The organism is Micromonospora sp. NPDC000207, assembly GCF_040300925.1.
Taxonomy (GTDB): domain Bacteria; phylum Actinomycetota; class Actinomycetes; order Mycobacteriales; family Micromonosporaceae; genus Micromonospora.
The window spans coordinates 16,934-43,442 of sequence record NZ_JBEPEQ010000013.1; the positions used below are offsets into that span (position 1 = coordinate 16,934).

The window sequence follows — 26,509 nt, forward strand, 5'->3', positions numbered from 1 at the left end:
GTCAGGACAGCTCGCCTCCGGTGCCCACCCGCGCCGGTACCGGCCGCGCCGGTCGGGGCAGCGCCACCACCACCAGGGCGTAGCCGACCAGCCCCACGGTGGCGGCGACCAGGTAGCCGACCGGCCCGAACCACACCGTCAGCAGCGGCGCTGCCACCACAGTCACCCCGAGCATCAGGTAGCGGGCCCGCAGCAGGGTGCCGAAGTCACCGTCGACGAACCGGCTCAGGGTGGCCCCGTAGGAGAACCCGAGGGCTGCCTTCTCCAGCCCTGCCGCGAGCAGCACCCCGCCGACGGGCAGGAAGGCCAACGCGGGCACCAGGTCCCGGGCGAACACCACAGCCGTCCCGAGGACTGCCGCGCCGACCGCCACCATCGACAGGGCGAGCGCGCCGTCCCGCAGGTCCCGCCCCCGGGTCGTCGGGGTCCCGGCGGTCCGCTGGTAGACCAGGACCCGACGGAGGGTGATCGAGACGAGCGCCAGCGGGCCGAACAGCTGCTGCACCACGCGGATCACCCCGAGCGTGTACGCGTCGGCGACCAGGGCGGTGACCTGGAGGGCGAGCAGTGGGGTGAGACCGACGAGCAGGGCGTCGAGCGAGGCCGCCCCCATCGCGCCGCGCTTGTCGCGTACCCATCGCAGGAGCCCGCCGAAGTCCGGCCGCCGCAGCGCCCCACCAGCCGCGAGCAGCGCGAACGCGGCGTTGACGAGGGTCCACGACAGGCAGACCAGCAGTGGCTCCCCGACGGCGGCGAACGCCACCAGCAGCACCGACTGGACGACGAGCCACCCCACCGTCTCGACCAGGACGGCCCGGGAGGCCCCGCCCGCCACCCCGGCGGACCGCCCGATGTCCAGGGCCATCGCGAACGGGATCCCCACCGCGTACGCCACCGCCAGCTCGACCGATCCGCCGGGTACCGCAAGCGACGACAGGACCGCCACGACGGTGCCGACGGCTCCGCCGACCACCGCCGTCGCGACCGACAGTCGGCAGTCCGCCGGGGCGGCGGTCCGGGTGGCGCTCGCCGCCCGCAGCAGCGTCGCCTCGGCCAGCGAGCGTTGCAGGACCCCGCAGGTCAGCTGGAAGACCAGCATCGCCGGGGCGAGCGCCCCGACCGCGCCGAGGCCACCGGCGTACCCCAGGGCGAGGCTGAACACCAGGCTGGTGGCCATCAACGTGACCTGCCCGGCGGTCAGGGCGAGCCGGGCCGGACCACGTCCGCCCACCGACGTCGTCACCGTCACGATCGACCTCCGGACCCGGTCCGCCGGGCCCCGGCGGTGACAGTCGGCTCGGCCGCGTCGGCTTCGGTCGGGGGCTCCGCCGCGTCGATCGCGGCGCTGACAGTCGGCTCCGCCGCGTCGGCTTCGGTCGAGGGTTCCGCCGCCTCGATCGCGGCGGCGTCAGGCAGGGGGTCGGAGGGTCCCGGGTCGGTCGGTGCGGTTCTCCTGTCGAGCGCACGCCGGACGGCGACGGCGACCTGCTGGTCCAGGGTGGCCGCCGGGGGCGGGGACGTCGGGGCCTCCCGACCGGGTCGGCCCCCGGCCAGGAGGTCGGCGAGGGCGACCGCCGCCGCCTCCGGGTCGTCGAAGTCCGCGAACCCGTACGTCCCACCGGAGGCGGCAGCCGCCTCGGGCAGGCCACCCAGCGGCGCGACCAGCATCGGCAGGCCCGACCGACCCACCTCGACGGCCACCCGCCCGAACGGCTCCAGCCACCGGGACGGGATCAGCACCACGTCCACAGCGGCGCAGAACGCGTCGACGTCGAGGTGTCCCGGCATCTTCAGCTCGACACCCGCACCGTCGGCCGACTCCGCGAGCGTCCGGGCGTAGTCGGCGGGTCCCGCACCGGCGACGAGGACGGTGACCTCGGTGCCGGTGTTCCGGCCGTACGCGGCGGCCGTCCGGATGGCCGACTCGATGCCCTTCACCGGGCTGACCCGGCCGAGGTAGCCGACGACGAGACCGGTGTCCGTGGGGCGGGGCGGCGGGGCCGCCACCGGTTCGGCCGGACCGACCAGGGGGTGGCCGACCAGGCTGGCCTCCGGGGTGGTCAGCCCGACGGCGACCAGGTCGTCGCGGACGAACCCGGAGACGCAGACGCCGACGGCGTCGTCGGGGGTGACCCGACGCAGCACCAGGGCCTTGACGGTGCAGTCGCCGCAGACCGTCGCGCAGATCCGTCCGTCCCGCATCCGGGAGCGCCGCCAGCAGGTGTCGCTCAGGTCGTGGAAGACCCGGACGTACGGCAGGCCGCGCCGCCCGACCCAGCGCGGCAGCCAGGGGCCGGTCCGGGAGATGTTCCCGGCGACGACGACGTCGGGGCGCACCGCCCGCAGTCGACGGGTCAACCCGGACGCCACGAAGGGCAGCGTCCAGCCGGTGAGGAACTCCAGCCCTCGACGGACCCGGGTGTCGTCGTGCACCCGACGGGCGAACGGTCGACGGACGGCGTGGACGGTGAGCGGGCCGTCGGCGTACGTGCTCGACGCGGCGGCCGGGACGACGACTGTCACCTCGGCGAACCGGGCCAGTTCCCGGGCCGCCGCCCGGGCCGACCGTTCCGCCCCACCCACCTCCTGGGGCCACCACCAGTCGGCCAGGACCACCACCCTCGGCCTCGGGCCGGTCCCGTCCCGGTCCACTGCGGCACCGTTCTCCTCCGGTGGCCGGGTGAGCCGCCACCGGGGGCCGTGCCACCCCGCGACGGCCAGGACGAGGACAGCGAAGGCCGCCCCGACGAACGGGATCTGCGCGCCGAGCGGGCCGCGCAGCAGGCCGATCTGGAAGGCGGCGAAGAGGATCGCGACGGCGGTGCCGAGTCCGGCCGGGGACCCGGCCGCCGCCCGGTCGAGTCGCCGGGCGAGCATGCCGTAGCAGAAGAAGAGGACCACCACCCCGACGAGGCTGAACTCCACGTACGTCTCCGCCCAGAACGGCAGGGCGAGGTTCTGGAACTCGTAGCCACGACTGGCGGCGACGGCGTTCCCGGCGGGGATCGCCTTCTCCTCCCACCAGGACCTCGGCACCCAGAACAGCAGCGCCGACAGGAGGTGGTGTCCCCAGGTGTGGCCCTCGACCCGGGCGTGGAAGACGGCGTTTACCGTCTGCTGGAAGCCGTCGAAGTCCCAGGTGTAGTAGGCGTCCAGGCCGAGGCGGAGGTCGGCCCGGGACCGCTCGTTGCGGAACAGGTTCGCCAGCGGGTACAGGACGGCGAGCCCGACCAGCATCCCCACCGAGAACACCACCCGCCGGGCCGGACGGTCGAACCTGACGACGGCGAGACCGGCGGCGAGGAGGACACCGAAGGCGGCGAACCGGTTCGCCGACAGCGGATTGTTGTAGACCAGGTTCAGCAGCGCAGCCGTCCCGGTGGTCAGCGCCAGCGCCACCCCGCCCCGACGACCCGCGTGGCTGCGGTTGCGCCAGCACAGGAGGCAGAGCAGCAGGGCGACGGCGCCGACCGCCGCCGGAAGGGTGCTCAGCAGTCCGAGCAGGGCCAGGTCCTGCTGGCTGCGCAGACCCGCCTCGGCGATGGCCCGTTGCAGGTCGTCGCGGCTGCCGAAGCGGACCGCCAGGCCGCCGGTCATCGGCAGGCAGACCACCGCGAGGGCGGCGGCGGCACCTGTCACCACCACCGCCTTCTCGACTGTGATCCGGGTACGTGGGGAGGACGACCGCCGGGCGGCGGGCAGCGGGCGGGTGTTGCCGGCCCAGTACGCCACCACCGCGAACAGGAGGACCACCTGCGCTGTGACCCAGTACTGGTCGAGGGGGAGGTCGGGCCAGGGCAGCCGCCGGTCCCGGATCTGGAGCAGCGGCGCGAGGCCGACCCAGACCGTCACGAACGCCCAGAACGTCACCGACACCGGGGCGAAGGTCGCCGACCTGGTGGTCCGGTAGAGCGCCACCAGGCACACCCCGACCACGACGAGACCGACGGCACCGGCCACAGTGGGTCGGGGCAGGACCGTCACGACCCCGAGGGCGGCGAGCAGGGCACCCCCCAGGACCGCCGCGACGATCGACGGTACGCCCCGACGCGGCACTGTCGTCCGCAGGTCAGCGCGTCGCATCGCGTACCCAGTCGGCCACGTTCGACCGGAACACCTCGGGGGAGAAACGCTGCGCGTACGCCCTCAGTGGAGCCCGGTCCAGTCCGTCGACGCGGCGCAACGCGTCCACGTACGCCCCCGGTTCGGTGGAGTCGACCAGGAACCCGGTGTGGCCTTCGCGTACCGTCTCCCGGACCCCGCCCCGGTCCAGCCCCACCACCGGGGTCCCGCAGGCCATCGCCTCGACCGGGATGATGCCGAAGTCCTCGTGGGTCGGGAAGAGCAGGGCGTGGGCACCCCAGTACAGCTCGCGGAGGCGCTCGCGCGACGGTCGCCGTTCGAACAGGACGGGTACGCCCGCTCGGGACGCCGCCCGACGCAGCGTCTCCTCCTCCGGCCCGGAACCGGCGATCACCAGGGGCCGACGGGCGGCGGCGGCGATCTCGATCATCAGGTCGAACCGCTTGTACGGAATCCACCGCCCCACGCCGAGCAGGTGCTTCCGGTCCTGTCGGCGCTGTCCGGGCGGGGCGGCGGCGAAGTAGTCGACGTCGACCGGGGGGTGGACGATCCGGGCGTCGCGTCCCCAGAACCGCCGGATCCGGTCCCGGACCTCGGCCGAGTTCGCGGCGTAGCTGTGCACGTGTCGGCTCAGCCGCACGTCGACGCCGCGCAGCACCCGTCGGGGGAGGGCGAGCAGGCCCCCGGAGCCGCGACCGTCGAAGTCCGGGCTCCACAGGTAGCGGGCCGGTGAGTGGACGTAGCTCAGGTACCGGGTCTGCGGCGAGGACGGCAGCCTGACGGTGTGGGCGAAGGCGTGACTGGAGGAGATCACCACGTCGAACCGTTCCCTGGTCAGGGTCCGCCAGGCCAACGGCATGGCGGGCAGCGCCAACGCCTTGGACCGCCGCAACGGCGTCCGGGCCAGCCACGACTCGGTGAGGTCGAGCCCCCGTCGGGCGTCCCGGTCGCGCCACAGGACGAACCCCTTGGCCTGGGGAAACACCTCCTGGATGGCGAGGAAGACGTTCTCGGAACCGCCCGTCGCACCGAACCACTCGTGGACCAGGGCGACCGAGGTCCGCGCCGGCAGCACCGGCGGTGGTTCGTCGTCGGCAGACACCTCGGTGATGGCCGTGTCCTTCCTGGTCGGGGCGGACCCGTCGGGCCCGCTCATCCGGTTACCGCCCGTAGTCGCTCGTCGAGGCGACCGGCGAGGGTGCGCGCGTACGTCGCCGTCAGGTGATTGGTGTCGCGGTAGACGAGCACCCCGCCGATCACCGGCGCGCACCGGGTCGCCGGGCAGATCGCGTCGTTGAGGTCCACCAGGTGTACGCCCGCCAGGCCCTCCGCCGCCGTCTCCTGGATCGGCCCGACACCGGCCAGGGCCTCCACCCGGGGTACGGCGCACCGGGTCAGCTCCTCCCGGTGGGCCGAGACGCAGTCGGCCATGTCCCGCCGGGGGGCGGGGGTGTCACGCAGCACCACCACCGGTGCCACCTCGGCGAGCCCCCGCCAGGTCCGGCGCAGCGCCGTGGCCAGGGCGGTCTCGTTCTCCGTACCTGTCAACAACCGACCGTCCCGATGGACCTGGTAGTTGTAGCTGCTGGTGACCACCAGGTCCGGGGGGTCGGCGGCGAGCCGCTCCCGCAGCGCCCGGTTCCACTCCCCGCAGCTGCGGTTCGGGCGGGCCTCGTCCCCACCCGCCACCTCGACGTCGACGACCGGGCACTGGGACTTGGTGTGGGTCACCAGCCGCCAGTCGCGTTGCGCCGCGATCTCCTGGAGGGCGGGCACCCACTGGGCGGCGTGCGAGTCCCCGACGACTGCCACAGTGAACGCGGCGTTCGCCCGACCGTAGGTGCACCCGAGCACCCTGCTGCCGGTCTGACTGGCGTGGCACCCGTCGGCGTAGACCGAGGCGACGTCGTCGCGGGCCACCGACGGGTCGGGCACCACCGACGCGGACCGGTCGACGGGTTCACCGGTCTGCCCGGCGGCGAGCACCGCGGCACCCTGCACGTCGCGGGCCGCAGTCGTGGCGGTGGGCGGTCCGACGGTGACGTGGTGCAGGACCAGCCCCACGCAGACCGGCAGGACCGTGCAGCCCACCCCGACCGCGACGGTCCGACCGGGTCGGGCCGACAGCCGGGTCGAGTGCCAGGCGGGACGCTCCACGAACCTGCTGGTCAGGTACGCCAGGAACACCGCCAGCGCCATCGCCGCAGCCACCGCCCGGCCGTCGGGCTCGTCCATCCGTACGGTCAGCACCACCAGCAGCGGCCAGTGCCACAGGTAGAGGGTGTACGAGATCCGGCCGAGGAACTGCATCACCGCCACCCGGAGCACCGCCACCGGGCCGTACCGCAGGTCCGGACCGGCCACCAGGACCAGGAGGGTGCCGAGGGTGGCGGGCAGGGCCAGCAGCCCGGGGAACGGGTCGGTGGTGTCCAGCAGCAGGGCCGAGGCGACGATCGCCCCGGCACCGACCCAGCCGACGACCGATCCCACCAGGGGGGAGAGCCGCCGCAGCGGGACCAGTGCCAGCAGCGCCCCGACCGCCAGCTCCCAGAGTCGGGTGGTGGTCACGAAGTAGGCCCGGCCGGGGTCCTGCGCGACGAGCAGCACCGACCAGACGAACGAGGTGACCAGCACGGTGGCCACCGCGCCGAGGGCCAGGACCCGCCAGCGGGTGGGCGGGGCGCTCCCCCGCCGGGCCAGCCAGGCGACGCCGACCAGCAGCACCGGCCAGAGCAGGTAGAACTGCTCCTCGACAGCGAGCGACCAGTAGTGCTGCACGATGCTGGGGGCCCGCTCGGCGGCCAGGTAGTCGATCGACTGTTCGGCCAGCCGCCAGTTGACCACGTACAGGGCGCTGCTCACCACGTCGAGGGCGGTGTCCCGCCACCGGATCCCGGGCAGGAGGAGGTAGGCCAGCACCAGGGAGGCGACGAGGACCAACCCGGCGCTGGGCAGCAGCCGCCGTACCCGCCGCGCCCAGAACCGACCGAGGGACAACCGTCCCGTCTTCGCGATCTCCGCCGCCATCCCGGCGGTGATCAGGTAGCCGGAGATGACGAAGAAGACGTCCACCCCGACGAATCCACCCGGGACGAACGGGACCCCGGCGTGCCAGAGCACCACGAGCACCACGGCGAGGGCCCGCAGCCCCTGGATGTCGGCCCGGAACCCCCGCCCGGCCCCGGGTTCGGCCTCGGGTCCGGGTCCGGCCTTGGGTTCGGGTTCGGCCTTGGGTTCGGGCTCGGGCTCGGGTTCGGGCTCGGGCTCGGGGGTGGGCTGCGGCTCGGGGTCGGGGTGGGTCGGGCGGGGGCGCAGTCGTCGGTGGAGGAGCCCGGCCGCAGCGATCACGGCCGCGCCGACGGCGGCGGAGAGCAGGTAGAACAGCCAGTCCCCGGCGTCGCCCCGGACGTCCCCGTCCCGGTCGAGCCGGGTGGCGGCCCGGTCCCGGTACGTCAGGGCACCCTCGTGGTCGGGAGCCAGGCGGAGGATCTCCTCGAACCCCTCGACAGCAGTGGAGTACCGACCGGCGAAGTAGTCGCCGAGGGCGGCGCGGTACCGGGAGTCCACCGGACCCAACCGGTTCGTCACCTCGGCGGACTCCAACAGCCGGTACAGGTTGGCGGTGCTGATCAGGTCCCGGACGGGCTCACCCGGGGCGGTGGTGTCGGTGTCCAGGAGCGCCACCAGCCGACCGTCGGCGTCCACCACCGGGCCGCCCCGGGAGTCGGGGCCGACCTGCCCGTCCACCCCGGTACGGTTCGTCCCGGTCAACCCGACGACCTGGACCGTACGGTTCCGGACGGCGTACGTGGCGGGGAGGTCGGTCGAGTCGGTGATGCCGTACCCGAGGATGTCCAGGGTGGAGCCGGTCGGCGGAACTCCGACGGGGCCGATCTCGACGGCCGGGAGGCCGCCCTGTAGCAGCTTCACCAGGGCGGCGTTCCCGTCCACGGCGGGCAGGGCCGCGACGACTGTGGCCCGGACCGCCGTGTCGGGGTCGGCCGGTGAGGTCGCCACGCCGGTCTGGGCCAGCAGGGTGGCGGTGGGGCGGCTGCGCCGACGGTCACCGGTGAAGGTGACCGAGTCCCGGTGCTCGGCGACGAAGTCGTCCAACTCGTCAGCCGGCAGGCGGCCGTCCTGCACGAGGGTCCGGCCGAGCCGGTAAAGGGCGTTGACCTGGAGGACCTCGGTGCTCGGCCGGACGCAGACGGTGTTCGTCACGGCGTACCCGTCGGGGTCGACGACCACCCCTGTGCAGCGGCGGGTGACGACCACCTCGTCGGGCCGCAGGAGGGTCCCGTCCTCGGTGTCGCGCAGGCGTCCGGTGTAGGTCGCCTCCAGGTAGACGGTGGCCGGTGCCGCGACGGCGGTCGCCGGTTCGTTGCGGGCGTACGACGGGACCGGGACGGAGGTGGCCGGTTCGGCACTGGCGTACGCCGGTGCCCCGGCGGCGGGCAGGGCGACGAGACAGCCGGCCACGACGAGACCGGCCAGTGACGCTGACCGACGCGCCAGGACGGCGGAGGGCATGTCGATCTCCAGGCGGCAGGGGGTGGAGCGGGAGTCAGAAGATCAGGGCGTCACGGAGGTGGTTGGCGACCCGACGCAGTCGGCCGGCACCGTCGATCGGGGCCGTCATGCGGAGCACCACCTGACTGTCGACCCGACCGGTGTCGCCGCCGCGCACGTAGGCGACGACGACGAGACCGTACCGCCGTTCGCCGTCGAGATCGAGTCGGCTCGAATCGGCGTACGAAACGAACTGTCCACCCCGGATCCACTGGAGACCCCAGGCCTCCTCGGCCTGCCGCATGGCGGTCTGCCGCTGCTCGTCGCAGGGCAGGACACAGTCCCGTACCACCAGCTCGCCGCCGAGTTCACCCTGGTTACCGGAGGTGCCGCAGCTGTACTTGACGTACCCCTCGGCCTTCCCGGCGGGGGTGCAGGTCCACTCCGGCGGGACCTTGAGCGCGAAGCCCAGGTCGGCCAGGTCGACCACCGTACGGACCGGGTCCTGGGGGGTGAACTTCGGCCAGTCCCGGGGCCACTGCCCGGCGGCCGGCGGCTCGATGCCCGGGGCCTGCGGTGGCGCGGACGGGGCCGGGGGCAGCGCCTCGACGGCCGTGGTGGGGGCGGCCTGGGGGGTGCCGGGGGTGTCCGAGTCGAGCCAGACGAAGGCCGCTCCGGTTCCCGCCAGCACCAGCAGCACCAACGCCGCCGCTCCCACCCAGAGGCCGGTACGCCGGGGGCGCGGCGGGGACGGCTGGATCCGGCGGGTCGGGGCGCTGAACGGGTCGTGCGGCACCCCGCTGACCGGCTGGTACGGCGGCCCGGACGCCTGCCCGCCCGAGGGCGACACCGGGTACGGCGGCCCGGACGCCTGCGGGGCGGGCTCCTCGCGGCGGATCTCGTGACCGAGGGCGACGAACAGGTGCTCGGCACCGGGGCCGCCGTCGGCGGTGTACGCCACCCACGGGGTCCGGCCGGACACGTCGGCGGCCAGATAGGACCGTCCACCACCACCGGGGGCGGCGAGCGCGTCGGCCATCCCGAGGAACGCCTGCCGCCAGGCCGGATCCTGTGCCACCTCGGGGTCGAGCACCGCCACGGTCAGCAGCCGGTCCTGCTCGTCGGTGGCCCACCAGACCTCGCCGACCCGGCACCCGCCCATCACTTCGGTGAACCTGTACGGCGCATCCGGCTGCATGTCCCCACCCCTCTGCTCACCCGCAGAGGGATGGTACCGAGAGGCCCGTCACCGGCCAGCCCTCCCGTCGATGCGACGACATCCCCCGGGCGGGTCCCGGACCGGAGGACCGTTGCGGAATGAAATATTTCATGCATAGAGTCTCGGCATGAATGACAGGGCCGTCAGCGGATCGACCGAACGGCTGCTCGGCCTCTTCGAGGGGGTCCGACTCACCCCCACCCAGCGGCGGATCGCGCACTGCCTCGTCCAGCACTCCCCCACCGTGGCGTACCTGTCCGCCGCCGAGGTCGCCGAGCTGGCCGGGGTCAGCCAGCCGTCGGTGACCCGGTTCGCCACCGCCCTCGGCCACGACGGCTACCCGGCGTTGCGTCGCCGCCTGCGGGAGCTGACAGCAGGCGCGCCCGACGGCCCCACCGAGGTCGGCAACGAGCTGCAACAGGCGGTCCGGACCGAGATGGACAACCTCGGTCGGCTCGCCGGGCAGCTCGCCGACCGCAGCCGCATCGCCGAGGCCGGGAGTCTGCTCGCCGCCAGTCGTCCGCTCCCCGTGCTGGGGCTGCGTGCCGCCGCCCCGCTGGCGGCGTACTTCGCCTACTTCGCCGCGAAGGTCCACCCGGACGTCCGGGTTCTCGACACGGCGGGCAGCCTCCTCACCGACCGGGTCGAACAGGCCGCCGGGGCGGGGGCGGGGGCCCTGCTCGCCTTCGTGTTGCCCCGCTACCCCCGGGAGACCCTCGACGTCCTGCGGGAGGCCCGGGAGGCGGGGCTGCGGATCGTGGCGATCACCGACTCGCCGGTCAGCCCCGCCACCGAACACGCCGACCTGGTCCTGCCCGCCGCTGTCGGCACCGGTCTCGTCTTCGACCTGCACACCGCCCCGATGACCATGGCCATGGTGCTGTTGCAGGCGCTCTGCGACGCCGCACCCGTCGACACCCAGCGTCGGCTGGAGGCCTTCGAGGTCTCCGCCGCCCGCCGCCAGGTCTTCGTCAGCTGAGAGGAGCCCGACATGCCCGAGCCCGTCCGTGCCGCGCGCGGCACCGAACGTACCGCCCGGGGTTGGCCGCAGGAGGCCGCGCTGCGGATGCTGATGAACAACCTCGACCCGGAGGTCGCCGAACGCCCCGACGACCTGGTCGTCTACGGCGGCACCGGGAAGGCCGCCCGGGACTGGCCGTCCTACCACGCCCTGGTCCGGACGCTCACCGAGCTGCGCGACGACGAGACGATGCTGGTCCAGTCCGGACGACCGGTGGGGGTGCTGCGCACCCACGAGTGGGCACCCCGGGTCCTGCTGGCCAACTCCAACCTGGTCGGGGACTGGGCCACCTGGCCGGAGTTCCGCCGTCTGGAGGCGCTCGGCCTGACCATGTACGGGCAGATGACAGCCGGATCGTGGATCTACATCGGCACCCAGGGCATCCTCCAGGGCACCTACGAGACATTCTCGGCGGTGGCCGAGAAGCGGTTCGGCGGCTCCCTGGCCGGAACCCTCACCCTCACCGCCGGATGCGGTGGGATGGGCGGGGCGCAGCCCCTGGCGGTCACCATGAACGGTGGGGCCTGCCTCATCGTCGACGTGGACCCCGGTCGTCTCCACCGACGGGTACGCGACAGGTACCTCGACGAGGTCGCCGACAGTCTGGACGAGGCGGTCGACCTGGCGCTCGCTGCGAAACGGGACCGGCGGGCGTACTCCGTCGGGGTGGTGGGCAACGCCGCCACGGTCTTCCCCGAGCTGCTGCGCCGGGGCGTCGCCGTGGACGTGGTGACCGACCAGACCAGCGCCCACGATCCGCTGTCGTACCTGCCGGAGGGGGTCGACCCCGCCGACGCCCGGGAGTACGCGACGACGTCCCCCGCCGAGTTCACCGACCGGGCCCGCGCCTCGATGGCCCGGCACGTGGAGGCGATGGTCGGGTTCGGCGACGCCGGGGCCGAGGTGTTCGACTACGGCAACTCGATCCGGGGGGAGGCGCAGCTCGGCGGATACGACCGCGCCTTCGACTTCCCCGGGTTCGTCCCGGCGTACATCAGGCCGTTGTTCTGTGAGGGTCGGGGTCCGTTCCGGTGGGCGGCACTCTCCGGCGACCCGGCCGACATCGCCGCCACCGATCGGGCCGTCCTGGAGTTGTTCGGGGAGAACGAGTCCCTGGCCCGGTGGATCCGGCTGGCCGGTGAGCGGGTCTCGTTCCAGGGGCTGCCCTCCCGGATCTGCTGGCTGGGCTACGGGGAACGGGACCGGGCGGGGGTGCGCTTCAACGAGATGGTCGCCTCGGGTGAGCTTCGCGCGCCGGTGGTGCTCGGTCGGGACCACCTGGACTGCGGCAGCGTGGCCAGCCCGTACCGGGAGACCGAGGCGATGGCCGACGGGTCGGACGCGATCGCCGACTGGCCGCTGCTCAACGCGCTGGTGAACACGGCCAGCGGGGCGTCGTGGGTCTCCATCCACCACGGCGGCGGGGTGGGCATCGGCCGGTCGCTGCACTCCGGGCAGGTCTGCGTCGCCGACGGCACCGCCCTGGCCGGGCAGAAGATCGAACGGGTGTTGACGAACGACCCGGCGACGGGCGTCCTGCGCCACGTCGACGCCGGTTACCCCGCCGCCCGTGAGGTGGCCGACCGCACCCACCTTTCCATCCCCACCGACAGGTAAGGAAGGTCCTCCCCTTGTCGACGGATCCTGCACTGAGCGGACCCCTTCCGGACCGGTTCCGGGCGCTGTGGGACGAGATCGCGCCGATCGGCCGGGACGCCACCACCGGCGGCTACCTGCGGTACGCGTTCACCGAACCCGAGGTGGCCCTCCGCGGCTGGTTCCGGGGGCAGGCCGAGCGGCGGGACATGCCGGTCACCGACGACGGCAACGGCAACCTCTTCGCCAGGTGGGGTCCGGCCGACGCCGGTGACGCCGTCCTGACCGGCAGCCACTTCGACTCGGTGCCGCACGGCGGGGCGTACGACGGTCCGCTCGGCATCGTCAGCGCGTTCCTCGCCGTGGACGAGCTGCGCGCCGCCGGGGTCACCCCGTTGCGCCCCCTGGTGGTGGCCGCGTTCGCCGAGGAGGAGGGGGCGCGCTTCGGCGTACCCTGTCTGGGGTCGCGGCTGCTGACCGGGGCGATGGACCCGCAGCGGGCGGCCGGGCTGCGCGACGCCGACGGGGTGAGTTTCGCCGAGGCGCTGGGCGACCGGCCCGCGGGTGCCCGCCCCGACCTGCTGGCAGGCTTCTCGTCCTTCGTGGAGCTGCACGTCGAGCAGGGTCGGGCCCTCGTCGACCGGGACGCCCCCGTCGGGGTGGCCACCGCGATCTGGCCGCACGGCAGGTGGCGGCTGGACTTCCACGGCGAGGGCAACCACGCCGGTACGACGCTGATGGCCGACCGACGTGACCCGATGCTCACCTGCGCGTTCACTGTCCTCGCGGCGAACAAGGAGGCCCGGACCCGGGGTGCCCACGCCACGGTGGGCCGGGTGCGGGTGACCCCCAACGCGACGAACGCGATCCCGACGACGGTGACCGGGTGGCTTGACGCCCGCGCCGCCGACCAGGAGACCCTCGCCGGGCTGGTCGAGGCGGTCCGGGCCAAGGCCGGTGAGCGGGCCCGCCGCGACGGCACCCGGGTCACCTGCACCGAGGAGTCGGTCACCCCCCTCGTCGCCTTCGACGACGGGCTCGGTGCCCGGCTCGCCACGCTGCTCGACGCCCCGGTGCTGCCCACCGGGGCCGGCCACGACGCGGGGGTGTTGGCCGGGCGGCTGCCGACGGCGATGCTGTTCGTCCGCAACCCGACGGGCGTCTCGCACTCCCCCGCCGAATCGGCGGCTGACGACGACTGCGCCGCCGGGGTCACCGCCCTGGCCCGGGTGTTGACGGAGTTGACCAGCCGATGACCCGGACCACCCCGCCCGACAGGAGCCGCCGCCGATGACAGTCACCAGATGGCTGGCCGAGTACGCCTGGTTGCCGGGCCGGGACGAGCCCACCCCCGATGTGCTGATCGAGGCCGACGAGGGCCGGTTCACAGCGGTCACCCCGTTGTTGGGCGGGGGACCCGTCGCCGGGGTCGAGGTGCACCCCGACGCGGTACGCCTGCCCGGGGTGACCCTGCCCGGCCTGGCCAACGCCCACTCGCACGCCTTCCACAGGGCACTACGGGGGCGTACCCACTGCGGGCGGGGGGACTTCTGGACGTGGCGGGAGCAGATGTACGCGGTCGCCGAACGGCTGGACCCGGAGAGTTACCTGTCCCTGGCCCGGGCGACGTACGCGGAGATGGCGCTGGCCGGGATCACCGCCGTCGGCGAGTTCCACTACCTGCACCACGGGCCGGGCGGCACCCGGTACGACGACCCGAACGCGATGGGTGCGGCACTGGTCGAGGCCGCCACCCAGGCCGGGATCCGGCTCACCCTGCTCGACACCTGCTATCTGAGCGCCACAGTCGACGGTGCACCACTGACCGGACCGCAGCTGCGGTTCGGCGACGGCGACGCGCAGCGGTGGGCCGAGCGGGTCTCCGCGTTCACCCCGTCACCGCCTCCCGGGTCGCAGGCGGCGGGGGCGGGCCCCCGGGTCCGGGTCGGTGCGGCGGTGCACTCGGTCCGGGCGGTCCCCGCCGACCAGCTCGCCACCGTGGCCGAGTGGGCGGCCCGGCACACCGCTCCGCTGCACGTCCACCTCTCCGAGCAGCCCGCCGAGAACGACGCCTGCCGGGCGGTGCACGGGCGGACTCCGGCCAGGTTGCTCGCCGACCACGGGGTCCTCGGACCGCACACCACAGCAGTGCACGCCACCCATCCGACGAGCGCCGACCTGAACCTGCTGGCCGGCACCGACAGCGGGGTGTGCCTCTGCCCCACCACCGAACGGGACCTGGCCGACGGGATCGGCCCGGCCCACCGGATGGCGGACCTCGGGATCCCGCTCAGCCTGGGCAGCGACAGCCACGCCGTCGTCGACCCGTTCGAGGAGGCCCGTGCGGTGGAGCTGGACGAGCGGCTGCGCACCCGACGCCGCGGCCACTTCACGCCGGCGGCCCTGCTGGAGGCGGCCGGGGTCACCGGCCACACCGCGCTGGGCTGGGGCGACGCCGGTCGGATCGCCGTCGGCGCGCGGGCCGACCTGGTGACGGTCCGGCGGGACGGTGCCCGGGTCGCCGGTGTCCCGCCGGTGGGGGTGTTCTTCGCTGCCACCGCCGCCGACGTCACGCAGGTGGTGGTCGACGGGCGACAGGTGGTCGCCGACGGCAGGCATCTGCTCGTCGACGTGCCGGCCGAGCTGCGGACCGCGATCGAGCAGGCCACCCGATGAGCACCCTGCTCGTCGACGACATCGGTGAGCTGGTCACCAACGACGGGACCGACGGCCCGCTGGGGATCCGCCGGGACGCCGCCCTCCTGGTCGAGGGGGGACGGGTGGCCTGGGTCGGGTCGGCCGCCGACGCCCCCGCCGCCGACCGACGGATCGACGCCGGTGGGGCCGCCGTCCTGCCCGGGTTCGTGGACAGCCACGCCCACCTGGTCTTCGCCGGGGACCGGGCGGCCGAGTTCGCGGCGCGGATGGCCGGGCAGGCGTACACCGGGGGTGGGATCCGGACCACAGTCGGCGCGACCCGGGCCGCCTCCGACGCGCAGCTGCGCGCCACCGTCGGGCGACTGCGGGACGAGGCGCTGCGACAGGGCACCACCACGATCGAGATCAAGAGTGGGTACGGGCTCACCGTCGCCGACGAGGCCAGGTCTTTGCGGATCGCCGCCGAGTCCACGACGGAGACCACCTTCCTCGGTGCACACGTGGTCCCCGCCGAGTACGCCGACCGCCCCGACGACTACGTCGAGCTGGTCTGCGGGCCGATGGTGCGGGCCGCCGCCCCGTACGCCAGATGGATCGACGTGTTCTGTGAGCGGGGGGCCTTCGACGCCGACCAGGCCCGGGCGGTCCTCACCAGCGGTCAGGCCCTCGGCCTGGGCGTACGGGTGCACGCCAACCAGCTCGGCCCGGGGCCGGGGGTGCGGTTGGGGGTGGAGGCGGGGGCGGCCAGCGTCGACCACTGCACCCACCTCGACGACGCCGACGTCGACGCGCTGGCGGGCACCGCCGGACCCGACGGATCCGGCACCACCACCGTCGCCACCCTCCTGCCGGGGGCGGAGTTCTCCACCCGGTCGCCGTACCCGGACGCCCGTCGGCTGATCGACGCGGGCGTGACAGTGGCGCTGGCCACCGACTGCAACCCGGGGTCGTCGTACACCTCGTCGATGGCGTTCTGCATCGCCCTGGCCGTACGCGAGATGGGGATGACCCCGGCCGAGGCGGTCTGGGCGGCGACTGCCGGCGGGGCACGGGCCCTGCGCCGGGACGACGTCGGTCGGCTCCGGGTCGGCTCCCGGGCCGACCTGGTGATCCTCGACGCCCCCTCCCACCTGCACCTGGCGTACCGGCCTGGTGTTCCACTGATCCGCAAGGTCCTGCACGACGGAGTACCCCGATGACTGTGATCGTCCGCCCCACCGGGGTCACCCCCGACGACGTCCTCGCCGTGGCCCGCGCCGACGCCCCGGTGACGATCGACCCCGCCGCCGTGGCCGCCATGGCGACAAGCCGGGCCATCGTGGACGGCATCGAGGCCGCCGGCCGTCCCGTCTACGGCGTCTCCACCGGCTTCGGGGCGCTGGCGAACACCTTCGTCGCCCCGGAGCGCCGGGCCGAGTTGCAACACGCCCTTGTCCGCTCGCACGCCGCAGGCATCGGCGCACCGATGCCCCGGGAGGTGGTCCGGGCGATGATGCTGCTGCGCGTACGCTCCCTGGCGCTGGGACGGTCCGGGGTCCGCCCGGTGGTCGCCGAGGCCCTGGTCGACCTGCTCAACCACTCGATCACCCCGTGGGTGCCGGAGCACGGATCGCTCGGCGCCTCCGGCGACCTGGCCCCGCTGGCCCACTGCGCGCTGGCCCTGCTCGGCGAGGGTTGGGTCCTCGGACCCACCGGCGAGCAGGTGCCCGCGGCCGACGCCCTGCACGCCGCCGGACTGGCCCCGGTCGAGCTGGCCGCCAAGGAGGGGCTGGCCCTGATCAACGGCACCGACGGGATGCTCGGCATGCTGCTGCTCGCCGGGCACGACGCCGGGCACCTGTTCACCATGGCCGACGTGACCGCCGCCCTGGCGATCGAGGCGATGCTCGGTTCCGAACGGCCGTTCCTGCCCGAGCTGCACAGCATCCGCCCGCACCCGGGGCAGGCCGTCTCGGCGGCCAACATCCACCGGCTGCTCCAGGGCTCCCGGGTGATGGACTCGCACCGCGACGACCTGGCCCACGCCGTCCAGGACGCGTACTCGATGCGGTGTGCCCCGCAGGTCGCCGGGGCGGCCCGGGACACCCTCGACTTCGTCCGGACCACAGCGGGGCGGGAGCTGCTCTCCGTGGTGGACAACCCGGTGGTCCTCACCGACGGGCGGGTCGAGTCGACGGGCAACTTCCACGGGGCCCCGCTCGGGTTCGCCGCCGACTACCTGGCCATCGCCGCCGCCGAGGTCGGGGCGATAGCGGAACGTCGGGTGGACCGGTTGCTCGACGTGGCCCGTAACCGGAACCTGCCCGCGTTCCTCTCCCCCGACGCCGGGGTCAACTCCGGGCTGATGATCGCCCAGTACACCGCCGCCGGGATCGTCGCCGAGAACAGACGGCTGGCCGCCCCGGCCTCCGTCGACTCGCTGCCCACCAGCGGCATGCAGGAGGACCACGTGTCGATGGGATGGGCGGCGACCAAGAAACTCCGCACCGTCCTGGACAACCTGACCAGCCTCCTCGCCGTGGAGCTGGTGGCCGCCGTACGCGGGTTGCAGCTACGCGCCCCACTGTCCCCGTCCCCGGCGGGACGGGCGGCGCTGGCCGCGCTCGGCGAGGTGCTGGGCGACCCCGGCCCGGACGTCTTCCTCGCCCCGGTCCTGGAGGCCGCCCGGCAGGTGGTGTGCGGCCCCGACCTGCTGCACTCGATCGAGCAGGAGATCGGCCCCCTCGCCTGACCCAGCTCGATCCGATGCGAACAGCCGCCCACTGTGGAACACCTACCTTTTGCCCCTGTCCGGGTAGCTGGCCTTCAGGAAGTGCGTCGAGGGCAGCGATGTAGGCGGCTTGGGAAATTTGTCTTGGCATATTCAGATCATTAAGCGTCGAGTGGCCACGGGTATGCCGGACGAGGTGTCAGCAAGGTCCATCACTTGATCGACATCGCCTCCCAAGGCCGAGACCGACCGCACGATACTCCCAGACGCACCCCTGGCCGCGAACACACCGGCCCGTACGCAAGTCGCCACGATCACATGCCGGCTCCGGCCGTCACCTGCCCAGATTCGAGGATTCCCGCCCCTGCGCCGGGACGATGTCGGTGGGCTGCGGACCGGCTCCCCGGCCCCCCCTGGGCATGGACGAAGGGGCTTCGTGGTTGAACCACCGCCGACCACACCGCGTTGTGGAGGGTGCCGGACACCCGACGCATCGAGGAGAAGCCCCCGTGGAAGCAACGACAACGCCTCAGGAAGCACCCACCCGGCGATCACCCGTACTGTCCGACGAGCAGGTCTATGAACTTCTGGGCCTGGGCAATCATTACACCGTGTATTCCATCATTGACAGCACCGATCGCTACCTCACGTTCCAGCAGGGAGGCATGTCGGCTCGCTTCACCACCGACGATTGGCAGCTCCCGATTGCCGGCATACGAGCGATCGATCCGCAGAAGAAGTGGCCTGAAGCGGAGCCGTCACTTCGGAAAGAGTTCGGAACGGCGAGAGGAAAGCTGCTCGCGGCAATGGTGCTCCAGACGTTCGCCAAGCGGGCCTTCCCCCTCGACCCCCACACGCAGGAGAGAGATGAACGGCTCGTCCGCGCCAGCGGCATGCTCAATCGGGCATCTGGAAGCTACCAGCAACTCCTCAAGCAGCTGGACAAGAGCAACAGTGACGGCATCGAGCGGCGAGCGCGTGAGCGGGCGAACGCGCCCTCGGTGCACAGCAACCACCAGGACGTACCAGGCGGGCCGTCGACGGCAACGGCGGTGGCCTCGATGACCTCGCCCGGTCTTTCACGGCCCGCGCCGGGACCCGGATCACCGGCACGGAGTGACAGCTCACCCCCGCGTGACCTGAGCCCAGGACGTCCGGGGCACGGACGACAGCCCTGACGATCGCCCACCCACGCTTCGAGTGACATTCGGTCGGGCCGGCTCGGGCGGACCTGGCGGCGACAGCCGCCCGAGTCGGCCGGCTCACCGACGGTCCAGCTCGGTGCTGGGGGACGCACGCCGCCGCAGGTGGGGCCGGGGACGGCGGTGGAAACAACAGGTTGCCTCTGATTCACGAATCAGTGAACCAGCGGCGGGTCGGTGACGTTAATGAGGGTTCAGTCACTCGCCGACCGTGAGGAGCGTCTCTCGTGCAGCCCACCGACCCCGCGCCGCAGGACCCGAACGCCGAGCTACCGGTCCTCGACGACCAGGAGGTCCTGGACCGCCTCAAGGCGCGGGTTGACTACTCGTTCTTGCGCCCCGTCGACGACGGCTACGAGTTCGTGATCGTCTTCGGGGACGGCCAGTCCACGACGATCGACGCCTCCGGGTGGCAGATCCCGGCGATGGCGATCTACGACATCGACGTCGAGGCGAACTGGCCCGACGCCGACCCGGAGCTGACAGCCGCCCTGTACGCCGCCCGGGAGAACCTGTTCCACACACAGCTGATGCAGGTGCACACAGTCCGCTGTGAACCCTGGAACGCCTCGTACTCCGTACGCCGCACGGAGTCCCTGGGCCAGATCGAGGCTGCCCTCAGCTACTTCTACGAAACCCTGGCCACTGTCAAACGCAACGACCGCCGCAACAAGGACCTCGAACTGGAGGAGCTGACCGAGGAGCGGGAGCAGGAACTCCTCGCCGAACGAGAGGAGGAGTTGGAGGAACGGCTGGAGGAGGAGCGGGAGCAGGAGCTTCGCGAGGAACGGGAAGAGGAACTCCGCGAGGAACGCGAGGAACAGCTCCGCGAGGAGCGACGACGCCGCAAGCGCGACGGCGGGTCGGGATTCGAGATCGAGGCGATGCTGGAGTCGATCCAGATGGTGGCGACCGTGGCGGCGATCAGCGCACCCGGCGACCACGACCCCTCGCAGAGCAACTCGGCGACGAGCAGTCTCGGCAACGGGTACGAGACCACCCTGGAGGCCGGGCAGAACCGGTCCCGTTAGGGGCGGAGGCCGTTGCGGGGACGGGCCCTCGGGCCCGTCCCGACCCGCTCACGCCACCGGCGGAAGCACCTTCGCCACCAGCTTCGCCAACTCCCGCAGCGCCTTGCCCCGGTGGCTGATCGCGTCCTTCTCCTGCGGGGTCAGCTCGGCGTTGGTCCGGTCCTGTCCGTCACCGAGGAAGATCGGGTCGTACCCGAACCCGCCCTCGCCCCGGGGACCCCGCAGCAGCCGACCCGGCTGGCGGCCGTCGACCAGGTGCTCCTTGCCGCCGGGCAGCACCAGGGCGACGGTGCAGACGAACGACGCCCCGCGCTGCTCGTCGGGCAGGTCGGCGATCTGGTCCAGGACCAGCTGGAGGTTGGCCTGGTCGTCACCGTGCCGCCCCGCCCACCGGGCGCTGAACACCCCCGGCATCCCACTGAGCGCGTCCACCGCCAGACCGGAGTCGTCGGCGATCGTCGGCAGGCCCGTCCGCCGGCACCCCTCCCGCGCCTTGATCAGGGCGTTCTCGCCGAAGGTCAGGCCGCTCTCCGGCAACTCCGGGTAGTCCTCGACGTCGTCGAGCCCGAGCAGGGCGATCCGGTGCGCGCCGAGGGCGCCGTCGAGGATCCGCTGCAACTCGATGAGCTTCTTGCGGTTCCGCGTCGCCAACAGGATCTTGTTCACTCGACCACCTTCGTTCGCGACTGCGGGGCTCGCAGGCTCACTCCTCGCGCTCACAGCGAGAGCGCCTCTCGTTGGGCCTCGGCCAGGTCCACGCACCCGGCGACGGCCAGGTCGAGCAGGGCGTCGAGCTGATCGCGGGCGAACACCCCGGCCTCGCCGGTCCCCTGCACCTCGACGAACTCCCCGGTGCCGGTGCAGACCACGTTCATGTCAACCTCGGCTGTCACGTCCTCGGCGTAGTCGAGGTCCAACCGGGCCTCGCCGGCGACCACGCCGACGCTGACCGCGGCCACCGACCGGTGCATCACCTTCTCCACCTTGCCGGTCAGGGCCTTGCGCCCGGCCAGCCAGGTCACCGCGTCGTGGAGCGCCACGTAGGAGCCGGTGATCGCCGCCGTCCGGGTGCCCCCGTCGGCCTGGAGCACGTCGCAGTCGAGCACGATCGAGTTCTCGCCGAGGGCCTTGAGGTCGATCGCCGCCCGCAGGCTCCGTCCGATCAGGCGGGAGATCTCGTGGGTACGCCCACCGACCTTGCCCCGTACGCTCTCTCGGTCCGACCTGGTGGTGGTGGCCCGGGGCAGCATCGCGTACTCGGCGGTCACCCATCCGAGCCCGGATCCCTTGCGCCAGCGGGGCACCCCCTCGGTGACGCTGGCGGTGCAGAGCACCCGGGTTCCGCCGAACTCCACGAGCACGGAGCCCTCCGGGTGGGAGCTCCAGCCCCGGGTCAACGTCACAGGTCGGAGTCGGTCGGGCGTCCGCCCGTCAGGTCGCGCCATCCCTGCACCCTATGCGGTCGGTTGATCGACCCGTGCCCGGGTGTCACCGGTTCACACCGGGTGCCGCACCGCCGACCTCTCCGCGCCCCGACCGGGGCGGCCCCGCCGTCGGGAAGGTCAGATGTCGTACGAGGCTCCGGCCCGGACGACCTCCAGCGGCCCGGTGTACGCCCCGACCGCCGACTCGACTGTGTGCGCCTCGCTCCCCCAGGCCGCCACCAGGTGGGTGAGCAGGAGTCGACCCACCCCCGCCTTGGTGGCCGCCTCGCCGGCCTCCCGGCCGGTCAGGTGCAGACCCGGCGGGTTGTCCACCCCGTCGAGGTAGCTGGCCTCGCAGAGGAAGACGTCGGCGTCCTGGGCCAGCCGCAACAAGGCGTCGCACGGGGCGGTGTCGGAGGAGTAGCAGAGCACCCGACCCTCGTGCTCCAACCGCACCCCGTACGTCTCGACGGGGTGGTTGACCCGGTCGACGGTGACTGTGAACGGGCCGATCGGGAAGGTGCCCGGTTGCAGGCCGTAGAACTGGTAGACGTCGTCGACCGCGCTCTCGTCCTGCCCGTACGCGGCGTTGAGCCGGTCCGGGGCGCCGGGCGGCGCGTACACCGGCAGGGCCGGGTAGGGGCCGTCCGGGGCGTACCGGCGGACCACCACGTACGACGCGGCGTCGAGGATGTGGTCGCCGTGCAGGTGGGTCAGGACGATGGCGTCCAGGGCGTGCAGCCCCACGTACCGCTGGAGGGTGGAGAGCGAACCGGATCCGAAGTCGAGCAGGAGTCGGAAACCCTCGGCCTCGACCAGATAGGCGGAGCAGGGGGACTCGGGGCCGGGGAAGCTCCCCGCACAACCCAGTACCGTCAGGCGCATCCGGTCGTCCCACGATCACGCGCCGTAGTCACCACACCGGCCTCGGGGCCACCGATGATCTTCATCGACGCGTACGTCACGCTGCGCAGCCTACGCCGACGTTTGCGGAGCAAGAATCACTTTGTGGAAGTTGTCGCCAAGGCGACACCCAGCCCGACGAGGCTCGTCGACCACGTCACCCTGACAGTCCACCACGATCACACACAGCGATGGGCCCGGCCCGGCGACTCGCCGAACCGGGCCCCAACCGAACGCTCAGGCCCAGAGCTGGCCTTCGAGGGCCTCCTCGGCGTCGGCGAGGGTGCCGCCGTACGCCCCGGTGGACAGGTACTTCCAGCCGCCGTCGCAGACCACGAAGGCCACGTCGGCGGCGCGGCCGTCCCGGACCGCCTCGTGCGCCACGGCCAGCGCCGCGTGCAGGATCGCCCCGGTCGAGAAGCCCGCGAAGATCCCCTCCACCTCGACCAACTGCCGGGTACGCAGCACCGCGTCCCGGGTGCCGACGGAGAACCGGCGGGACAACACAGTCGCGTCGTACAACTCGGGGACGTAACCCTCGTCGATGTTGCGCAGGCCGTAGACCAGTTCACCGTAGCGGGGCTCCGCCGCGACGACCTGGATCCCCTCGACCTTCTCCCGCAGGTACCGTCCCGTCCCCATGAGTGTCCCGGTGGTGCCCAGACCGGCCACGAAATGGGTGATCGTCGGCAGGTCCCGCAGCAGCTCCGGGCCGGTGGTCTCGTAGTGTGCCCGGGCGTTGGCCTCGTTGCCGTACTGGTAGAGCATCACCCAGTCGGGGTGCTCCTCGGCGATCTGCTTGGCCACCGCCACCGCCTGGTTGGAGCCGCCCGCCGCCGGCGAGAAAATGATCTCCGCGCCGTACATCCGGAGCAGCTGGACCCGCTCGGCGGAGACGTTCTCCGGCATCACGCAGACCACCCGGTAGCCCCGCAGCTTCGCCACCATGGCCAGCGAGATACCGGTGTTGCCGCTGGTCGGCTCCAGGATGGTGTCGCCGGGGCGGAGCCGACCGGCGGCCTCGGCCGCGCGGACCATGTACAGGGCCGCCCGGTCCTTGATGCTGCCGGTCGGGTTCCGGTCCTCCAGCTTCGCCCAGAGCCGAACCGGCGGTGCCCCGTCGGCCACCGTCGGCCGGAGCCGGGGAAGACCGATCAGGGGCGTACCGCCACAGGCGTCGAGCAGGCTCTCGTACCTGGCCATGGCGGGCCGTCAGCGGGTGGCGGAGAGCCGACGGGCGTCAGTGCCCGCCACCGACGCCGCGTACGAGGCGATCGCCGCCGCCGCCGCGAACCCGAACGCACCACCGGCCACGGCGGGCAGGATGGTGACGCTGTCGCCGTCGGCGAGCTTGGCGTCGAGCGCGCCGAGGAAGCGGACGTCCTCGTCGTTGACGTAGACGTTGACGAACCGGTGCAGCGCGCCGGTCTCGGTGACCAGCCGCCCCTTGATTCCGCCGTGCCGCGAGTCCAGGTCGGTCAGCAGGTCGGCGAGGGTCTCACCGGACCCCTCGACGACCTTCGCGCCGCCGGTGTAGCTGCGCAGGATGGTGGGGATGCGAACTTCGATGGCCATGACTGGCTGACTCCTCGATCGGATTGACTTCGGTGACGGGAACGGGTCGGGCTGGTGCTGGAGGGTCAGCGGCCCGAACACTCGTAGTCGACCGTCGCCGGGGTCTGCCCGAACAAGTACGACTGGACCGCGTGCGGGTCCACCGCGGCGTCCAGGATCCGGACCTCCTCCTCGGTGACCACGCCGTCGACGATCCGGAACGAGCGGATCTCCTCGGTGTCCGGTTCCCGGGTGGAGACGAGCAGGTAGTGCGCGTCGGGCTCACCGGCGAAGGAGATGTCCGTCCGGGACGGGTACGCCTCGGTGGCGGTGTGCGAGTGGTAGATGACCACCGGCTCCTCGTCCCGGTCGTCCATCTCGCGCCAGACCCGCAGGTGCTCCATCGAGTCGAACTCGTAGAACGTCATCGAGCGGGCCGCGTTGTCCATCGGGATGTGCCGGGTGGGGGTGTCGGTGCCCACGGGGCCGGCGACCACGCCGCACGCCTCGTCGGGGTGGTCACGACGCGCGTGGGCGACGATCGCGTCGACGATCGACCGGTCGATGCTCAGCACGTGGCCCAGCGTAACCCCTGCCGAAGCGAAGGCCGAAGTGGCTGCCGTCACCTTCCCAGCCGCCGGGCGGAAAACTTCGTCTCCCGACCCGGAAGTGTTCGTTTTCCACCCCGGGGTGGGCGGGTACGCAGACCACGGAAGCCAGCCGAGACGTGAGGAGATCACATGCAGCAACGCCGCATCGGCGGGGTGCAGGTCGGAGCGGTCGGACTCGGCGGGATGCCGATGTCGATCGCCGGTCGGCCCGACACCGACCGATCCGTCCGGACCATCCACGCCGCGCTCGACGCCGGGGTGACGTTCATCGACACCGCCGACGCGTACTCGCTCGGCTCGCAGGACTTCGGGCACAACGAGTCGCTCATCGCCCAGGCCCTGGCCGACTACGGCGGGGACACCTCCGGCGTCCTCGTCGCCACCAAGGGCGGGCACACCCGTCCCAGTGAGTCGGAGTGGGGGCTCAACGGCTCCCCCGAATACCTCCGGGCGGCCTGCGACGCCTCCCTGGCCCGGCTCGGCGTCGACGCGATCGGGCTGTACCAGTTCCACCGACCGGACCCCCGGGTCCCGTACGCGGAGTCGATCGGGGCGCTGCGCGACCTCGCCGACGCCGGCAAGATCCGGATGGCAGGCATCTCCAACGCCGACCCGGACCAGATCCGTCAGGCCCACGACATCCTCGGTGACCGGCTGACCGCCGTCCAGAACCAGTTCTCCCCGGAGTTCCGCACCAGCGAGCAGGAGCTGCGACTCTGCGCCGAGCTTGGCCTGGCCTTCCTGCCCTGGTCACCGCTGGGCGGCATCGGCCGCGCCGGGGACCTGGGCGGCCGGTTCCGGCCCTTCGCCGAGATCGCCCAGGCGCGCGGGGTCAGCCCGCAGCAGGTCTGCCTGGCCTGGCAGCTCGCCCTGGCCCCGGTCGTCGTGCCGATTCCGGGGGCCAGCCGTCCGGAGACGATCAGGGATTCGGCCGCCGCCGGTGACCTGACCCTCGACGAGCGGGAGCTTGCCGCCCTCAACGCGGCCTGACCGACGCGCTCACCACCCGGACCGACCGGCACGTCACCGGGCGGCTCTCCGGACACCCGGGCCGACCGGCACGTCACCGGGCGACCGGCACGTCACCGGGCGACCGGCACGTCTTCGGCCGGCGCTCCACCGGCTGGCCGGTCGGTCCCGGGGCGGACACCGGCCGGCCGGTCGGTCCGGGGAGGCTCCCCCTCACCCCTCGACGAGGGCGTTGAGCAGGGATTCCTGGAGGTATCCGAGATAGGCGTAGACGGAGAGCTGGAACACCCGCGAGGAGGTCGGGTCGGCGGCGACCGCGTCGTCGAGCTCGGCGCCCAGATCGGTGCCGTCCTTGACCTCCAGCCGTACCCCCATCGCCAGCCGGGCGTCGTTGAGCGCCCGCAGCCAGGCCTCGGCCGCCTCGGCGTCGAGGCGTACCTCGCCACCGGACTCGTCCGGGAGCGCCGCCAGGATCGCCCCGGCCTGGTCGATCTTGGCCGTCTTGAGGTCGCCCTCGGTGTAGCGGCGGAACTCCTCGGTGCCCTCGGTGTCCTCCGGGTAGACCTCGGGGAAGAGTCGACCGACCACCGGATCGGAGTAGTCGAAGCCGTCGGTGAGCAGTCCGACCACCTCGGAGGCGACCTTGTGCAGCACTCGTACCTCGTCGACGGCGAAGGTCGCCACGTACCGGTCGCCCCGGCGGCGGAACATGCTCACGACCGCTCCACCGTCGCCCACAGGCCGTACGCGTGCAGCTGGGACGCGTCGTGCTCCATCCGTTCCCGAGCCCCGCTGGAGACCACCGCCCGCCCCTTGTGGTGCACGTCGAGCATCAGCTGCTCGGCCCGCTCCCGGCTGTAGCCGAAGAGCTTCTGGAACACCCATGTCACGTACGTCATCAGGTTGACCGGGTCGTCCCACACGACCGTCACCCAGGGCCGGTCGGTCTCCGGCATCGCGTCGGTGGCCGGCGTCTCGACCGGGGCAACCTGTGGAACCGCCATGCCACCATCGTGCCA

The 26,509-nt window shown here is 72.8% G+C and carries 22 protein-coding genes; 9 read left to right on the forward strand and 13 right to left on the reverse strand.

Going from position 1 to position 26,509, the window contains the following annotated elements:
• Position 1 precedes the first annotated feature (1 nt).
• Genes ABT336_RS05555 through ABT336_RS05575 form a run of 5 tightly spaced genes read right to left on the reverse strand, consistent with a single transcriptional unit; the run spans position 2 to position 9,790 of the window.
• Positions 2 to 1,249, reverse strand: a complete 1,248-nt coding sequence (locus ABT336_RS05555; protein ID WP_350895305.1) for an MATE family efflux transporter — start codon at positions 1,247 to 1,249, stop codon at positions 2 to 4.
• The gene (locus ABT336_RS05560; protein WP_350895306.1) at positions 1,246 to 4,083 is read right to left on the reverse strand and encodes a glycosyltransferase; all 2,838 of its coding nucleotides are present in this window, start codon (positions 4,081 to 4,083) and stop codon (positions 1,246 to 1,248) included. Before ABT336_RS05560 ends, ABT336_RS05555 begins: the two co-directional genes overlap by 4 nt.
• Entirely contained in the window at positions 4,070 to 5,239 is a 1,170-nt protein-coding gene (locus ABT336_RS05565; RefSeq protein ID WP_350895307.1) for a glycosyltransferase, read from the reverse strand. The genes ABT336_RS05560 and ABT336_RS05565 overlap by 14 nt, the downstream gene beginning before the upstream one ends.
• Positions 5,236 to 8,613 (reverse strand): SGNH hydrolase domain-containing protein, encoded by a 3,378-nt coding sequence (locus ABT336_RS05570; RefSeq protein ID WP_350895308.1) that lies wholly within the window; start codon positions 8,611 to 8,613, stop codon positions 5,236 to 5,238. The genes ABT336_RS05565 and ABT336_RS05570 overlap by 4 nt, the downstream gene beginning before the upstream one ends.
• 34 nt (positions 8,614 to 8,647) lie before the next feature.
• The gene (locus tag ABT336_RS05575; RefSeq protein ID WP_350895309.1) at positions 8,648 to 9,790 is read right to left on the reverse strand and encodes a hypothetical protein; all 1,143 of its coding nucleotides are present in this window, start codon (positions 9,788 to 9,790) and stop codon (positions 8,648 to 8,650) included.
• A gap of 148 nt (positions 9,791 to 9,938) precedes the next feature.
• Between ABT336_RS05575 and ABT336_RS05580 the strand changes: the two genes are divergently transcribed.
• The 8 genes from ABT336_RS05580 to ABT336_RS05615 all read left to right on the forward strand — a co-directional run bounded on the left by ABT336_RS05580 (position 9,939) and on the right by ABT336_RS05615 (position 20,029).
• Entirely contained in the window at positions 9,939 to 10,790 is an 852-nt protein-coding gene (locus ABT336_RS05580) for a MurR/RpiR family transcriptional regulator (RefSeq protein WP_350895310.1), read from the forward strand.
• Positions 10,791 to 10,802: 12 nt separating this feature from the next.
• Positions 10,803 to 12,449: a urocanate hydratase gene (gene hutU / locus ABT336_RS05585; protein WP_350895311.1), complete on the forward strand. Its 1,647-nt coding sequence runs from the start codon at positions 10,803 to 10,805 to the stop codon at positions 12,447 to 12,449.
• 14 nt (positions 12,450 to 12,463) lie between these two features.
• Complete coding sequence (locus ABT336_RS05590; RefSeq protein WP_350895312.1) at positions 12,464 to 13,684, forward strand: allantoate amidohydrolase; 1,221 nt, start codon at positions 12,464 to 12,466, stop codon at positions 13,682 to 13,684.
• Positions 13,685 to 13,718: 34 nt separating this feature from the next.
• Positions 13,719 to 15,104 (forward strand): formimidoylglutamate deiminase, encoded by a 1,386-nt coding sequence (locus ABT336_RS05595; RefSeq protein ID WP_350895313.1) that lies wholly within the window; start codon positions 13,719 to 13,721, stop codon positions 15,102 to 15,104.
• Complete coding sequence (gene hutI, locus ABT336_RS05600; protein WP_350895314.1) at positions 15,101 to 16,285, forward strand: imidazolonepropionase; 1,185 nt, start codon at positions 15,101 to 15,103, stop codon at positions 16,283 to 16,285. The genes ABT336_RS05595 and hutI overlap by 4 nt, the downstream gene beginning before the upstream one ends.
• On the forward strand, positions 16,282 to 17,817 hold the full coding sequence (gene hutH / locus ABT336_RS05605) for a histidine ammonia-lyase (RefSeq protein ID WP_350895315.1): 1,536 nt from the start codon (positions 16,282 to 16,284) through the stop codon (positions 17,815 to 17,817). Before hutI ends, hutH begins: the two co-directional genes overlap by 4 nt.
• A gap of 488 nt (positions 17,818 to 18,305) precedes the next feature.
• On the forward strand, positions 18,306 to 18,974 hold the full coding sequence (locus ABT336_RS05610) for a hypothetical protein (protein WP_350895316.1): 669 nt from the start codon (positions 18,306 to 18,308) through the stop codon (positions 18,972 to 18,974).
• 251 nt (positions 18,975 to 19,225) lie between these two features.
• On the forward strand, positions 19,226 to 20,029 hold the full coding sequence (locus ABT336_RS05615) for a hypothetical protein (RefSeq protein WP_350895317.1): 804 nt from the start codon (positions 19,226 to 19,228) through the stop codon (positions 20,027 to 20,029).
• 48 nt (positions 20,030 to 20,077) lie between these two features.
• Here the strand turns inward: ABT336_RS05615 and rdgB are convergent, their stop codons facing one another.
• From rdgB to ABT336_RS05645, 6 genes are all read right to left on the reverse strand, one after another.
• Positions 20,078 to 20,695, reverse strand: coding sequence for an RdgB/HAM1 family non-canonical purine NTP pyrophosphatase (rdgB, locus tag ABT336_RS05620; protein ID WP_350895318.1), 618 nt, complete (start codon positions 20,693 to 20,695; stop codon positions 20,078 to 20,080).
• A gap of 50 nt (positions 20,696 to 20,745) precedes the next feature.
• Positions 20,746 to 21,474, reverse strand: coding sequence for a ribonuclease PH (rph, locus tag ABT336_RS05625; protein ID WP_350895319.1), 729 nt, complete (start codon positions 21,472 to 21,474; stop codon positions 20,746 to 20,748).
• A gap of 117 nt (positions 21,475 to 21,591) precedes the next feature.
• Positions 21,592 to 22,338: an MBL fold metallo-hydrolase gene (locus ABT336_RS05630; protein ID WP_350895320.1), complete on the reverse strand. Its 747-nt coding sequence runs from the start codon at positions 22,336 to 22,338 to the stop codon at positions 21,592 to 21,594.
• Between the two features lie 255 nt (positions 22,339 to 22,593).
• Positions 22,594 to 23,559, reverse strand: coding sequence for a PLP-dependent cysteine synthase family protein (locus ABT336_RS05635; protein WP_350895321.1), 966 nt, complete (start codon positions 23,557 to 23,559; stop codon positions 22,594 to 22,596).
• Positions 23,560 to 23,568: 9 nt separating this feature from the next.
• The gene (locus ABT336_RS05640) at positions 23,569 to 23,931 is read right to left on the reverse strand and encodes a MoaD family protein (protein WP_350895322.1); all 363 of its coding nucleotides are present in this window, start codon (positions 23,929 to 23,931) and stop codon (positions 23,569 to 23,571) included.
• A gap of 65 nt (positions 23,932 to 23,996) precedes the next feature.
• Positions 23,997 to 24,485, reverse strand: coding sequence for a M67 family metallopeptidase (locus tag ABT336_RS05645; protein ID WP_350895323.1), 489 nt, complete (start codon positions 24,483 to 24,485; stop codon positions 23,997 to 23,999).
• 165 nt (positions 24,486 to 24,650) lie between these two features.
• On the opposite strand from ABT336_RS05645, the gene ABT336_RS05650 reads away from it, so the two are divergent.
• Positions 24,651 to 25,511 carry an aldo/keto reductase gene (locus ABT336_RS05650; protein ID WP_350895324.1) on the forward strand — a complete coding sequence of 287 codons (861 nt, stop codon included), beginning with the start codon at positions 24,651 to 24,653 and terminating at the stop codon, positions 25,509 to 25,511.
• Between the two features lie 192 nt (positions 25,512 to 25,703).
• Here ABT336_RS05650 and ABT336_RS05655 read toward each other — a convergent pair whose 3' ends face one another.
• Positions 25,704 to 26,201: a DUF2017 domain-containing protein gene (locus ABT336_RS05655; protein WP_350895350.1), complete on the reverse strand. Its 498-nt coding sequence runs from the start codon at positions 26,199 to 26,201 to the stop codon at positions 25,704 to 25,706.
• Between the two features lie 2 nt (positions 26,202 to 26,203).
• A complete protein-coding gene (gene clpS / locus ABT336_RS05660) occupies positions 26,204 to 26,494 on the reverse strand; it encodes an ATP-dependent Clp protease adapter ClpS (RefSeq protein WP_350895325.1) in 291 nt (96 codons plus the stop codon).
• Between the last annotated feature and the right edge of the window lie 15 nt (positions 26,495 to 26,509).